At 63.7% G+C, this 14611-nt stretch carries 10 protein-coding genes; 6 read left to right on the forward strand and 4 right to left on the reverse strand.

Annotated features, from left to right (window positions below):
* The gene (locus tag GC162_18375; protein MBI1370608.1) at positions 1-270 is read right to left on the reverse strand and encodes an acylphosphatase; all 270 of its coding nucleotides are present in this window, start codon (positions 268-270) and stop codon (positions 1-3) included.
* Between the two features lie 62 nt (positions 271-332).
* On the opposite strand from GC162_18375, the gene GC162_18380 reads away from it, so the two are divergent.
* Positions 333-1220, forward strand: coding sequence for a glycosylasparaginase (locus GC162_18380; protein ID MBI1370609.1), 888 nt, complete (start codon positions 333-335; stop codon positions 1218-1220).
* Positions 1124-3544 (forward strand): primosomal protein N', encoded by a 2421-nt coding sequence (gene priA, locus GC162_18385; protein MBI1370610.1) that lies wholly within the window; start codon positions 1124-1126, stop codon positions 3542-3544. The genes GC162_18380 and priA overlap by 97 nt, the downstream gene beginning before the upstream one ends.
* Positions 3545-3569: 25 nt before the next feature.
* Here the strand turns inward: priA and GC162_18390 are convergent, their stop codons facing one another.
* The gene (locus GC162_18390) at positions 3570-4619 is read right to left on the reverse strand and encodes a protein kinase (protein MBI1370611.1); all 1050 of its coding nucleotides are present in this window, start codon (positions 4617-4619) and stop codon (positions 3570-3572) included.
* Between GC162_18390 and GC162_18395 the strand changes: the two genes are divergently transcribed.
* The 4 genes from GC162_18395 to GC162_18410 are packed head-to-tail and all read left to right on the forward strand — an operon-like array spanning position 4612 to position 9493.
* Complete coding sequence (locus GC162_18395; protein ID MBI1370612.1) at positions 4612-5142, forward strand: sigma-70 family RNA polymerase sigma factor; 531 nt, start codon at positions 4612-4614, stop codon at positions 5140-5142. The two genes, GC162_18390 and GC162_18395, sit on opposite strands and share 8 nt — an antisense overlap.
* On the forward strand, positions 5139-6572 hold the full coding sequence (locus GC162_18400) for a hypothetical protein (GenBank protein ID MBI1370613.1): 1434 nt from the start codon (positions 5139-5141) through the stop codon (positions 6570-6572). The genes GC162_18395 and GC162_18400 overlap by 4 nt, the downstream gene beginning before the upstream one ends.
* Positions 6569-8641: a hypothetical protein gene (locus GC162_18405; protein ID MBI1370614.1), complete on the forward strand. Its 2073-nt coding sequence runs from the start codon at positions 6569-6571 to the stop codon at positions 8639-8641. The genes GC162_18400 and GC162_18405 overlap by 4 nt, the downstream gene beginning before the upstream one ends.
* Before the next feature lie 45 nt (positions 8642-8686).
* The gene (locus tag GC162_18410) at positions 8687-9493 is read left to right on the forward strand and encodes a prepilin-type N-terminal cleavage/methylation domain-containing protein (protein MBI1370615.1); all 807 of its coding nucleotides are present in this window, start codon (positions 8687-8689) and stop codon (positions 9491-9493) included.
* A gap of 382 nt (positions 9494-9875) precedes the next feature.
* Here GC162_18410 and GC162_18415 read toward each other — a convergent pair whose 3' ends face one another.
* On the reverse strand, positions 9876-12113 hold the full coding sequence (locus tag GC162_18415) for a hypothetical protein (GenBank protein MBI1370616.1): 2238 nt from the start codon (positions 12111-12113) through the stop codon (positions 9876-9878).
* A 140-nt stretch (positions 12114-12253) separates the two neighbouring features.
* On the reverse strand, positions 12254-13855 hold the full coding sequence (gene rny / locus GC162_18420) for a ribonuclease Y (protein ID MBI1370617.1): 1602 nt from the start codon (positions 13853-13855) through the stop codon (positions 12254-12256).
* Positions 13856-14611: the final 756 nt, after the last annotated feature.

Consider the following 14611-nt stretch of genomic DNA (forward strand, 5'->3'; position numbering starts at 1 on the left):
TCAATGTTGAATGCAAAAGTCGCCGAACTCGCCGCTCGCCGCCGTGTCGTCACTGGCGGCTTTGCGAATCTTATCGCCCATCAGCCGGGCCACCTCGGCGACAAACGCCTCGACCTCGCGCGGCTCGCCTTCGGCGACGAGTTCGACGCGGCCGTCGACGAGATTTTTGACGTAACCCGTCACCGAAAAGTTCCCGGCGGCGCGGGCGGCCGTGTATCGAAACCCCACGCCCTGCACATGCCCGCTGTATCGCACCGTCCGGCGAATCATGCCTGTCATCATAACACGCTCGGCACATTGCACCCGGCCGCGCCGAACCCGACAATGCGGGCATGGATGAACCGGTTGTGATTGCCACATGGTCGTTCGGAGCGATCGCCAACGCCGCCGCCTTTCCGCTGCTCGACGCGGGCGGGTCGTGCCTCGACGCCGTCGAAGCCGGCTGCTGCGCCGTCGAGGCCGACGAAAAAGTCGCCAGCGTCGGTCGCGGCGGCCTGCCCGACGAAACCGGCGAAGTCAGTCTCGACGGATGCATCATGACCTCGCCCGCCCGGCGCGGAGCCGTGTGCTTCGTCCGCCGGTACATGCACGTCGTCTCGATCGCCCGGCGCGTCATGGAAAAAACGCGCCACATCCTCCTCGCCGGCGAAGGCGCCGAGGACTTCGCCGCGCGCGAAGGGTTCACGCCGACCGCCCTGCTGACCGACGTCGCCCGCGCGAAATATGAAACATGGAAAGCGGCGCACCCGACCGGCGACTACGTCACGCCGGCGAACATCGAGGAGAATCACGACACGGTCTGCGTCCTCGCGCGTGACCGCGCCGGGCGACTCGCCGGGGCGTGTTCGACGAGCGGGCTGGCGTACAAGATGCACGGCCGCGTCGGCGACTCGCCGATCATCGGGCATGGTCTGTACGTCCATCCCAAATTCGGCGCCGCCGCCGCGACGGGAACGGGCGAACTGGTGATGGGCGTGTGCGGATCGTATGCGATCGTCGATGCGATGCGCCGCGGCGCTTCCCCGCTGCAGGCGATCGTCGAATCGCTCCAGCGTATCCGTGATGAGTACGCGCTGCGCGAGGAGCATCAGGTCGGCTTCATGGCGATGACGCCCGCCGGCGAATGCGCCTCCGGTTGTCTGCGGCGCGGATTCACAATGGCCGTCACGACTTCCGCCGGCGCGGTGCAGCGCGAACCGGATACGATACTGCTGACATGAGCAGTCTCTTCACAGCCCGCATCGCCGGCGAGTCGCATCGCTACGCCCATGTCGCGCTCGAACAGGGCCTCGAAAAACCCGGCGGGCTCACCTATCTGATTCCCGATACGCTGCATGATCTGCGCGTCGGCGACCGTGTCATCGTGCCGCTGGGCCGCAACGATCGCCCCGTCAGCGGTTACGTGCTCAACATCTCCGACGACGCCGACGTCGATCCGCTCAAGCTCAAGGCGATCGCGTCCAAGGATCGGCTCGCCGTCAATCTGCCGGACGATCTGGTGGAGCTGGCCCGCTGGGTGAGCCGGTACTACTGCTGCCCGCTGGGCATGGTCTTCGCCACGATGCTCCCGGCCGCGGTCAAAAAAGGCATCGGCCTCGTGCGCAAAACCTACGTCGATCTGCACGACCCGATCGCCACGATCGCGCTGGCGTCGATCGTGCACGAGCACGGTCTCAAAGGCAAGCAGGCCGACGTGCTCGGCGTCGCGCTGGAGATGGCGCGCCTCGGCAAGATGCCCGTCGACCCCAAAACACTCGCCCATGCCGCCGGCGCCAAAAGCATCTCGCCCGTCACCGGCCTGATCGAACGCGGCCTGCTCAAACAGATTGTCAAAACCGAAGTGCAGGCCATCTGGGCCGAACACGCCGTCGAAGAAAACAAGCACCTGACGCTCAATGACGATCAGCAAAAAGTCCTCGACGCCATCGCCGCTTCCCTCGACGGCGCTTTCGCCGCCCTGCTGCTGCACGGCGTCACCGGCAGCGGCAAGACCGAGGTGTACATCCGCGCGATCGAAGAGGTCGTCAAGCGCGGCAAGCGGGCGATCGTGCTCGTGCCCGAAATCGCACTGACGCCGCAGACGGTCGGCCGGTTCATCGGCCGGTTCAAGCATGTCGCCGTGCTGCACTCGGGTCTGACGGCGGCGCAGCGCCATCAGCAATGGACGCTCATCCGCGACGGCTGGGCCAACGTCATCGTCGGCGCACGGTCGGCGATCTTCGCGCCCGTCGATAACCTCGGCCTGATCGTCGTCGACGAAGAACACGACGGCAGCTACAAGCAGGACAACGCCCCGCGCTATCACGCGCGCGATGTGGCGGTCAAAAGGGCGCAGATGCTCGGCGCGACGGTTCTCATGGGCTCCGCCACCCCCGCCCTCGAAAGCTATTACAACGCCACCACGCGCGGCGCGTACAAGCTGCTGTCCCTGCCCAAGCGCGTCTCGCAACAACCCCTGCCGCGCGTCGAGATCGTCGATCTGCTCGACGAGCGGCGCAAACGCAGCGAGTACACCGGCAAAGGCGGCATCCATCTGTTGAGCGTCAAGCTCGAACAACTATTGCGGCAGACATTCAAGGACGGCGGGCAGGCGATGCTGCTGCTCAACCGGCGCGGGTTCGCCAACTACATCGCGTGTCCCGATCACCGGTGCGGGTGGATCATGAAGTGCGAGCACTGCGATGCGAACATGGTCTACCACGTCAGCGCCGCGATCCCCAGCGGCGGACTCGTGCGCTGCCACTACTGCGGTTTTGAGAATCGTCAGCCGACGGTCTGCCCGGTCTGTTCGCGGAAGGTCACGATGTTCGGCCTCGGCACGCAGCGCGTCGAGCTGGAGATCGAACGCAAATTCCCGGATGTGAAGTTCGCGCGGATGGACTCAGACGCCATGCGCACCGCGACCGATTACGCCCAGGTGCTCGACGCCTTCAAGCGCGGGGAGATTCGCCTGCTCGTCGGCACGCAGATGATCGCCAAGGGGCTGGACTTTCCGAACGTGCGGCTCGTGGGCGTCATCAGCGCGGACACGGCGCTGAGTCTGCCGGACTTCCGCGCGGCGGAGCGGACGTTTCAGATGGTGTGCCAGGTGGCGGGCCGCAGCGGGCGCAGCACCGCGGGCGGGCGCGTCGTGATTCAGACCTTCACGCCGGCGCATCCGGCGATCGCGCTGGCGGCGATGCACGACTACGTGAAATTCGCGGCCGACGAACTGGCGCACCGCAAGCGGGCGAAACTGCCGCCGATCACGCGCATGGCACGCCTCATCGTGCGCGATGAAGCGCTTGAAAAAGCGCAGGCGGAGGCGACGAAACTCGCGGGGGTGATCCGGGCGGTGAAGGACGATCTGAATCTCGAAGCGAGCATCGTCGGCCCGACCCCTGCCCCGATCAGCCGCATCGGCGGATATCACCGGCAGCAGATCGAAATCGCCGCCGAGAACGCCGCGGTGATTCAGCAGTTGCTTGCCGCGGCGCGCTCGGCCGACCTGCTGCGCTCCGACGCGCGGACGGCGGTGGATGTGGACCCGATCAGTTTGATGTGACGCGGAGTGCTAAGCCGCAAGCGGCTCAGAGGAGCGTGGTCCACTCGAAGGATTCGAGGTGGCGGCGGAGCGTGATGATGGTGGGGAATTTCTTGAGGACTTTGCTGCGTTGGAGGCCCATGCAGATGGCGCGGGTTTCGGGGGGCTGGCGGTGGTAGTGTTCGCGGCCGCCGAGGCATTCGTGGAAGACGGTGACGCAGTCCATGATGTCCTGCCGCTGCTTGTAGCGCGTGGGCTTGCCCCAGTTGTAGAAGTCGACGAGCTTGATATTGAAGCTGACGCCGATGGGCTCGATGAGGATGTTCTGACTGTGTACGTCGGCGTGGTACTCGCCGACGGCGTGTACGGCTTCGAGGCCGCGTACGAGTTGGTAGAGCACGTGCAGGGCGCGGAACGGCGTCAGACGCTTGCCGCGGTGCTGCGCGATCCACTGCTCAAGCTGCATGCCCCGCGCCAGATCGGACACGAGGCAGAGCACTTTGTGCTTGCGGACGGTGAGCATCTCGGTGTGATGATATTGAAGAACGATCGGGCAATGACGCAGGGCGTTGATCTTGCGGGCGTACCAGATGGTGGAGCGGTTATCGGGATTGCGATGCGGGAAGTAGAGTTTTGCGGCGCGGTGGATGCCGGTGCCGACTTCCTGAATCTGATAGACCTCGCCTTCGGTGCCTTTGCCCAGGAGCGCGACGACTTCGTAGCGCGAGCCGATCTTGCGACCGGGGCGAAGGTCGAAACTCTCGACGCGCGGCAGTTTATCGTAGGACTTTCTGGACACGCAGGTCTCATTCAAAGGCGAGTGGGCCGGAGCGAAGGGGGTATGATACCGGCTGCCGCGGGGGATGGAAAAGGTATCAAAAGGCCCGCAGTGGGACACCGCGGGGCGTTGCTCGCATGTTCTCATGACTGAGGCGCAAGGCATCAGCGAATCGATATGTAGTGACTCATTCTTGTCAATTCGGTGGGTCCCACGCATGGGCAGCCCGCGGTGATCTGCAAATCCCGCGGGACATCGTGTTAGATTTGCCGTGAATCTGTGACATATATACGAGCTAAAGGCGACCCACATGACCATCAATCAGAAAATGCAGTTGTTCGTACGCCTGCTAACAGATCATCAGAGCAGGCTTTATGCATATATTCTCACGAGCGTCGGCGATGCGGACGCGGCGGGGGACATTCTGCAGGATACAAACCTGGTGCTCTGGGAAAAATGGGAACAGGCGATGGGGGCGGGGAGTTTCACGGCTTGGGCGTACGGCGTGGCGCGGCATAAGGTGCTCACCTACGCACAGCGGAAGGGTCGCGATCGGCTGGTGTTCGACGCGTCGATGCTGGATCTGATCAGCACGGAAGCGGTGCGGGCGGCGGAAGAGACCGGCGGACGGATCGGACAGCTCAAACACTGCATCGAGACGCTGCCGGAGCATGCCCGCAAGGCGCTGACCGCGCGGTACGAGGGCGGCAAGTCATTGGGGCAGATCGCCGAACTGATCGGCCGGTCGGTCACCGCGACGACGCAGTTGCTTTATCGCACGCGGGTGGCGCTGCTGGAGTGCATGGAGACCGCTGAGACGGGGCGGAAGGAACATCCATGAGCACGGCGGCGGATCGTCATCATGAATTTGAATCGCTGATCGAAGCCATGCTTGATGGGCAAATCACAGCGGCGGGCCGATCGGCGCTTCAGGAGATGGTGCGAAGCGATGCGGAGCTGCGGCGGATGTATGCACGCATGGTCGTTCTGCACGCGTCGCTGGACTGGCTGTCCGGTCGGGTTCGCTCCTCGTTGAAACCGACGGGTGAGCAGCAGAGTGCCCCGGTTCGCATCTACGGTGCGGAGCGTCGGTTGGTGAGGTCGTATCGTTGGCTGGTCGCGGCGGTGATCGCCATCGCGGTCGGCGTCTGGTTCCTTTATTTCAACGAGCGATCATCTGACGCGCCTGCGCGCTTCGCACGCGTGCCGGCCTTCGCCACACTGACCGATGTCTCCGACGACGCGCAGTTCATGGACATGGCCAACGGCGTCTCGCCGAGGCTAGGCGAGACGCTTGCGAACGGGACGGTGTCGCTCGACAGCGGCACGGCACAGATCATGTTCAACTCCACCGCCGTCGTCGACATGACCGGCCCATGTCGGTTTGAAGTGACGGACGTCAACCGCGGCCGGCTGACACGCGGTCAGTTGCACGCCTTCGTGCCGGCGGCGGCGCGCGGCTTTGTGATCGAAACCCCCAACGGCGTGCGATTCACGGACCTCGGCACGGAGTTCGATGTGTCGACAGCGCGGGGTGTAGGCACGCTTGCGCTGGTCCGAAAAGGTCGCATCGATTCGAGTGATGTTCGGGGCGACTCACGCGAGATGACCATCGGTCAATGGATCGTGGCGGATGCGAATGGGCGGTGGGTGCGGGCTTCGCAGACGCCGCCGGCGATGAATCCGCTGGCGATGGTGTGGTTCAATCCCGCCATGCCCGAGGCCGACCCGCTGTCGATTGGTGTGGCGCTAAACCGGCTGCGGAGCGGTGTATCTACCCAAGGTGCGCCCGTTACCAATGCGACGGACGACTGGATCATCGAAGCATGGGCGCGACCGGCGGGCGAAATACGCAACGGCATCGTCGCCTACAACGGCGACCCGTCGCGCTCGGGCTTCGGGATCCTCCGGTCTGGCAATCATTGGGCGGGGTTGATCGGCGGCGTGACGATCCTGCGCGACGCCGAACCGATTGCGGCGGACCAATGGGTCCATCTGGCGCTGGCGCGACGCGGCGGCATGACCCGGTTGTACATCGACGGTCAGTTGGCCGCGCAGTCGTCCGCTGGTCCGCGCCCCGCCGCCGGCGAATTCAGCATCGGCGGCTTCGCCAATCTCGATCAGGACTTCAATGGACAGATTTACAGCATTCGGATTGCTCGTCTCGATGCGGACTACGACCCGGCACCATCCCTGGCGGATTCGCCGAACCATTCAACGGCGGATGGCCCACTTAATACATTGCCTGAACAGAAGGAGAATTCCAAATGATTCGCAAGACGCTTCCCATCACCGCCGCGTTGGTCATCGCTCTTGGCCCGTCGCTGACGCGCGGTGACGTCTACACATGGGACACATCGCCCGGCACCATCGGCGCCGGCAACGGCACCATCACCGGCGGCACCGGCACGTGGAATACGACTAACGGCAACTGGACCACCGACGCCGGCGCAAACAACGTCGCATGGCCCGGCTCCGGCACGGACAATGACGCCGTCTTCGGCGCCGCCGCCGGAACCGTCTCCATCGCCGCCGGCGGCGTCACCGCCAACGACATCACCTTCAACAACACCAGCGGCACGTATGTCATTCAGAGCAATTCCCTGACGCTCAATGGCGCCACGCCGACCATCACACTCGACAACGTCGCCGCCACGATCAATTCCTCGCTGATCCTCTCCAGCGACGCCAACATCAATATTTCCAATGTCACCGCCCAGCGTCTATTGAACCTCGGCGGCGGACTGACCGGCACGAACCGCAGCATCGCCGTCACCGTCAACGGCACCAACCCCGTCTTCTCCGGCATCGCCATCAACGCCGTCGGCAGCTACAGCGGGTCGCTGAGCGTCACCAACACCTCCGGCACCGGGCAGGCCCAGCTCGGCATCAACCTTGCCGCCGCTCAGAACGCCCTCATCGACACCGATGTGACGCTCAACACCGTCTACTTCCAGCTCGGCAACGGTGCCAGCGGCAATCAGATCCAGGTCCGCTCCCTCGCCGGCAACAGCACCTCCAACAACGTCTCCTCCGACAACCGTGCCAACACCCTCGTCATCGGCACCAACAACAACACCCTGACCACCACCACCTACAGCGGCAACGTCACCAATGGCGGCGGCGGCGGAGCCAACCTCTCGCTCATCAAGAACGGCACCGCCACGCAGGTCCTCGCCGGAACCAACACCTACACCGGCTCGACCCAGATCAACGGCGGCGTCCTGCGACTCTCCAACCTCTCCTCCTCCAGCGCCCTGTCCTTCACCAACAACGCCGTCCTCGAAACCTCCGCGTCGATGACCCTCGGCAACAATGTCACCATCGCCTCCGGCCAGTCCGGCACGATGCGCATGACCGGCGCGACCAACACCACGCTCACCGGCAACTACACCGCCATGGCCGGCACGCTCACGCTCGACATGTCCAACGTCGACACCACCTACAAGGGCTTCATCATCAACTCCGCCAGCGGCCCCACCGGCACCGTCAACATCATCGGCGCGACCGGCTCCAACCACAGCCAAATCGGCCTGACCACCTCCACCTTCCAGGCCTTCTTCGCCAACGCCAAAGTCGTCCTGCCCACGACCGGCCACGTTTACATCGCCGCCGGCAATGGTTCGTCCACCAATATCTCCTTCGGCGCCCTCGACGGCGGCAACCCCGCTTCCAATCCCGGCGCTCAGAGCGGGACCTACATCGGTTTCGACAACCGAACCGGAGCCATCACCATCACCGGCGCCTACGACGGCGACTTCGCCGGCATCATCTACAACGGCTCCGGCTCCGGCCCCCTCGTCCTCACCAAGAACGGCGCCGGCACGCAGATCTTCAGCGGCGCCAACCTCTACACCGGCGCGACCGCCGTCAACGGCGGCGAACTGCTCATCAACAACTCCCTCGCCTCCAGCGGCGTCAGCGTCGCCACAAATGCGGCCGTCGGCGGCAAGGGCACGATCAGCAATGATCTCGCCCTCGGAACGGGCAACTTCGTCTTCGATCTCGCCTACGTCAACGCCAATGCACTGACCGTCAGCGGCACATTCACATGGGACGCCAGCTTCGGCGTCGACAATCTCGTCGCCGCCGACGGGTCCGCCATGAACTGGGCTTTGATCGCCGACGGCGTCTACAAGCTGCTCAATACATCCGCCACGTTCAATTCCGGCAACATCGAGAACTTCGGCTTCGCCAACGCCCTCGACCTCGGCGGCGGGCGCAAGGCCTACTTTTCGCAGGGGAGTCTGAATCTGAATCTGGTGACGATCCCCGTCCCCGCCGCGATGCCCGCGGGACTTTCGCTGATGGGCGCTCTGCTGATGCGCCGCAAGCGCTGACCTCAATAGCTCAGGGAGGGCCATCCCTGAGCTTTCCCGGAGCAAATGCTGCTTATGCGCCGACGCGCCTTTACATTGATCGAGCTTTTGGTCGTCGTGAGCATCATCGCGCTGCTGGCGGCGCTCCTGCTTCCATCGCTGCGGCAGGCGAAGATCGCCGCGCGACGCGTGGTGTGCATGTCGAATCTGCATCAGTGGGGCGTGGCGCTGCTCAGCACGTCGGCTGACAACGTCGGCAAACTGCGCCAATCCACCCGCGGCGGCTCCAATCCCAACATGCGCAATGCCGCCAATGTCTGGTACGCCAATCCGTACTCCGACGAGTGGTCGATTCCCTTGCTTGCGTCCTATCTGCCGGGCGTCGATCTGAATGCGAAGGTGATCGGCGGCGTGTGGCGTTGCCCGTCCGCATCGGCCGATTGCAACCTGACCACATATGACACGTACTGGCTGAACGTCGGCGCAACTTATGGGTACGTCAATCTCCGCTACAACATCCTGACGGGCGTCGATCAATGGTCCGCCGCCGCCAGCGCGACGGCCCAACGCGAATTGGTCGGCACACGACCCGGCGGCGCCGCGCAGATCATGATGAGCGACATCCTCTACAAATGGACCTACGGCGGATGGTCCTACAACGACGGCAAAGTCGCCGCATCGGGACATTACTCCGCGATGGGTTTCGCCTACACCGACTACGGTCCGCCGCAGTTCGAAGGCGTCAACCGACTCTACGGCGACCTGAGCGTCAAATGGAAAGACGGCGCCGAGTACGACCCCGCCGCCATGCAGGCCCTCAACGTCGGGCTCGGCTGGGTCCGCGGCGGCGCCAGCGATACCTACTTCTATTGAACCCGCCCGGCCTCAGCGCTCCCTCAATGGCCGACAACATCCAACCGCATTGACCCGCCCGCAACGACTCCTTTCGACACATGATCATCGCGCGTGCCTTCATCCGCGCCCCGAGCATATTCAGAAGACCATCAGCCGCGTCGACTTCGCCCGCCTGACGCAGAACACCCCGCCCCGAACCCCTGGAAGCCATGAGGCAGGAGCAGTGTCATGAGTCTGCCGCAGTACATCATTGATGCGGCTCACCGGCTGAAATCACACCTGCGGCACAGCCGCTTAACATCACAGCTCGAAAGGAGCTTAATGATGAGTCACGCAGATGAAAGTGAAAAACCCACGGTGGGACACCGTGGGTTCCGGGGGTTTGACGGAAGGCGACGGGTCAGTTGCCGACGATGAGTTCGACGCCGTTGGAAGTCGGGAGGTTGAGGGCGCCGTGGGCGTCGGCGGCGGCGTCGGCGACGGGGCCCTTGGCGGAGTCGACAAGCTCGAGGATCTTGCGAAGGTGCAGGTCCGAAAGCTGATTGCCGTTGGCACGGGCGCTGTGGGCGAGGTCCTGGAGGAGTTGGACTTGCATGGCGGCGCCGCGCTTGCCGGCGAGGGCGGCGTCGGCGAGGGCGACCTGCGCTTCGGGCTGGGGCATGAGGGCGAGCACATCGGCGGCGGCGAGCGTCACAGGGTCGCGCGTGTCATTGAGCGCTTCGAGCAGGGCCGGCTTGGCGTCGGCGACGTGGAAGATCGTGCTGTTGGCGAAGGTCAGGTCCTTGAGGATGCCCAGCGCGGTGAGGGCGTAGGTTTGGGCCTGATCATCGCTGAGCGTTCCGCCGGCGGCGGCTGCGGCGGCCTGCTTGAGCGCTTCGATCATCTTGTCTTTGCCAGCTTCGCGATCGGTCACGTAGACCATCGGCTTGTCGTCGACCATGCGGGTCATCGAGATGACTTCACCGGAACCGGCGAGGATCACGATGGGCGTGGCGGCGAGCTTGGAGATGCGGCGGGCGTTGGCGACGGTCGCCAGGGCCTGATCCATCGGCTGATTGACGACGATCAGGTCGACGCCGGGCGCGGTGGCGACCTGCGCCATGGCGACGTCGATGGAGTTGCCCAGCAGCATGCGGTACTGGCCGGCGCCCTCGATGAGCTGCGTCACGCTGTTGATCGCTTCGGTATCGGGCGCGATGGCGACGGCGTAGAGCTTGCCGGATTCACGGACGGCTTCGGAGAGGACGGGCACGACGCGCTGCGACCCGCTGAAGTCGGTCTGGGGCAGCGAGCGGGCGATCGTGAAAGCGGCCTCAAAGCGGACGCGTCGATCGGGGTAGTTCATGGCGGCGATGAGCGGCTGAATGCTGCCCTGCACGTTGAGCAGACTGATCGCCCCGCTGGTAGAGCTCAGAGCCGAGATTGCATCCAGGGCCAGGTCGGGGTCCATGTCGGCGAGCGCCCGCTGAAGGACGGGTTGAAGATGACTGGGGCCGGCGAGCGTCGCATAGAAGTGCGGGCTCTGCATCTTGGCGCTGTAGCTGGGGTCCTCGGCTCCGGCGGGCAGATGGTTCTCGCGGCGGAAATTGGCGGCGATCCACAAGCTGAACGCCGGCGAGAGTCCGCGGTTGATCTGCAGCGCCCGGCGGCAGGCCCGCATGGTCATCACATCCGCGAAGATCGGCGTGGGAATCTTCAGGAACGAAAGCCCCGTGCCCGAGTCATAGGTCCACATCAGGTTGAAGTCCGCATCGGGCTCCATGATGAGACTTTCGCGGTGGGCGTAGTAGTCTTCGCCGAGCATGAAGAACAGTCGGTCGGAGGAGGTTTCGACGGGGACGCCGGTGCGATCGACGATGCGGTCGTAGGCGAGTTTGAGGACCTTCTTGGTGTCGTCGCTGACATCCTTGCGATCGAGCTCCGCCTTGAGGTACGGCAGGGCCAGCGGGTAGCCGATGCGCGAGAGCACTTCGCCGACCTGCTGCTTGGGCACATCGGGCAGATCATGCAGGGCTTCACAGAGCGGGGCGACCATCGGGCGGCCGAGCGTCACCATCGTCTCGATGACATAGGGGCGGAGTATCTGATCTTCGTGATCGACGCTGAGGATGACGGCGAGCAACTGCGGGGCGGCATACTCACCGGCGCGCTTCAGGCGCGTCTGTGCATTGAGCCGGGCGCGGAGACCATCGTCGAGCGAAGTGATCGATTCACGGATGCGTTTGCCTTCGCGGGCGACGTCGAGGCGGGCGTCGTTGATGCGTTCGGAGACTTTCTTGGCCAGATCGCTGGGAGCGCCGCCCATGCGTTCGGTGCGCTGCAGGGTTTCGTCGTAGTCAGTGTAGGAGGAGATTTCCTCGATGACGGTGAGGATCTGTTCGCTGGGGAGGTTGAGGCCAAGGAATCCGGAGCCGGCGGTGTTGGCCATCTCAAGGTTGGCGACGCGGAGGTAGTGGATGTAATCCTCCCAGAGATCCAGCGCCTTCTTGAGATCGGGCGGAAGCGACTCGGCATCGCGGGGCTTGAGCGGCGTGGCTTCGCCGGCGACACCCGTCACCGCATCCTGCGCCATCAGAGGCGAAAACGAAAAAGCTGCGTAGACCACCGTAGCCGCGAGGAAGAGATGCGTGCGCGTCATTGAGATTTCCCTGAGTTGCCGGCGGCCTCGTGCGGGGACCGCTCTCCAAACGGTAAACCACCGATTCCACGTAAGATAACCCACTCCCATGCGGGTGTCAATCCGAGAATCGCAGATGTACCAAGCCCAAAGCGGCTTGATCAGCGGGCGTATTCCACACTCCGCGTCTCGCGAAGCACCGTGACCCGCACCTCGCCGGGGTAGGTCATTTCCTGTTCGACCCGATTGGCGATGTCGCGGGCGACCTTGGCGGACAGGGCGTCGTCGATCCGCTTGGCGTCGACGATGACCCGGACCTCGCGGCCGGCCTGAATGGCGTAGGCCTCCTTGACGCCGTCGAAGCTCGTGGCGATGCCTTCAAGCTGTTCGAGCCGCTTGACGTAACGCTCGAGCGTCTCGCGGCGGGCGCCGGGGCGGGCGCCGCTGATGGCGTCGGCGGCCATGACAATCGGGGTGTACGGCGTGGTGGATTCGATGTCGCCATGATGCCCGCCGATGGCGTTGAGCACGGCTTCAGATTCGTTGAACTTGCGGGCGAAGTCCATGCCGATCTGCGGGTGGCCGCCTTCGACTTCGTGGTCCATCGCCTTGCCGATGTCATGCAGGAATCCGCAGCGGCGGGCGATCGTGCCGTCAAGGCCCAACTCGTCGGCGATGACCTGGCAGAGGTACGCCACTTCAATGGAGTGGCGCAGAATGTTCTGCCCATAGCTGGTGCGGTAATAGAGGCGCCCCATCATGGCGCTGATCTTCGGATGCAGGCCCTGGATGTTCGCTTCGATGCACGCTTCCTTGCCGAACTTGACAAGTCGTTCCTCCATCTCCTTGTTGACCTGCTCGACGATTTCCTCGATGCGGGAGGGATGGATGCGGCCGTCTTCGATGAGGCGCTGAAGCGACTCGGCGGCGACGGCGCGGCGGACGGGGTCGAAGCAGGAGACGATGACGACGCCGGGCGTGTCATCGACGATGACGTCCACACCGGTCGCCTTCTCGAAGGCGCGGATGTTGCGGCCTTCGCGGCCGATGACCCGGCCTTTCATGTCGTCGGAGGGGATGTCCACGGCGGAGACGGTCGAGACGGAGGTGTGCTCGGCGGCGAAGCGCTGGATGGCCTGAAGCGTGATCTTCTGAGCGTTTTCCTTGGCTTCCTCCTCCGCTTTGGCCATCTCACGCTGCACGATCCGCCCCGCTTCGTGCTTGCATTCGGTTTCAACACGTTCCAGAAGCAGACGCTTGGCGTCCTCGACGCTCAACCCGGCGATATTCAATAGCTGATTGCGCTGCTGTTCGAGCAGGTCGTCGATCTGGGCTTCCTTGTTTTCGATGGTGGCGTTGCGTTCCTTGAGGCGTGCTTCGAGCTGGTCGAGGGACTTTTCCTTGGTCGAGAGCACATCGAGCTTGCGGTCGAGATTGTCCTCACGCTTGGCGATCCGGCGTTCGGTTTCCTTCATCTCGTCCCGCGTCGCGGCGATCTCCTTTTCGAAGGCGTCGCGCTTGGCGGACAGTTCCTCGCGGAAGTCCAGTTCGATCTGCTTTTTGGATGTTTCACCCTCGCGGCGGGCTTCGGACACGATCGACTCGGCTTCGGTGCGGGCGGCGGCGAGGGTCTTGCCGCCGAGCATGCCGACGAGGACGAATGAAACGGCTCCACCGGCGATGGCGGCGACCAGCAACCCGAGAATGAAGGTGCCGGTCTCGATGGCGGCCAGGGAGAGCGGGAACTGCAGAAGGTGCGTCATGGCGTGCCCCTTTCGTATACCGCTTGCGGGGTCATCGCATCTGCGGTGCGAGGACGCCGGGCGGCCGGGTTAAAGAGGCACGTACTGGGCGATCGTCAGCCGACCCACACGCCGGCTGAGGCGCAAACCATTAATCGACGAATCGATTGAACGATGAAACTTGATCCGGACAGCGCGCAGCGATAAACGCCCCGTACTGCTCGAATCCACACATGGTCACACCGGCCGGTGCTGAATTGTTCGTAACGTCCGGCCCACGCTTGCCTGCGGTCTGTCTTTGAATGAATCGTGTGTGTTGTAAGTTCAATCTATTCGTCCCTTGGATAAGGGCGTCTCCATTCGGAGACTCTTTAACGGTTCACGCGCGGCCTTCAAGTCGCCAGCACGTGCCGATTGTTCCCAACGAGCGGCGCCAGACCTCGAGAAGTGTTGGCGGCCCTTCTTTACGCATGTTAACGCTGCGCTTGCGGACTCGTCAAGTCGCCTCGTCGGCGTCTCCGACATGCCATTGCGATCGCCCACCAACCGTTGGCACCTGTCGACATTCGGACACCGCCCGCGTTCACATCGAACATCAATCGGCGCAACTGATACAGACCGCACAGGCGTGATCGTCATTTCTGACCTGAAATCGCCACATTGCAAGGGTCATCGGGAATTCCGTGCCGGTCCATTGTGGAACCCGACTTTAGCCCTCGGTTGTTCCATAATGGTCCACATTTCTTCAAACCTATTTCATTTCACAGCTTACGGATA

Source organism: Planctomycetota bacterium (genome assembly GCA_016125255.1).
Lineage (GTDB): Bacteria > Planctomycetota > Phycisphaerae > Phycisphaerales > Zrk34 > RI-421.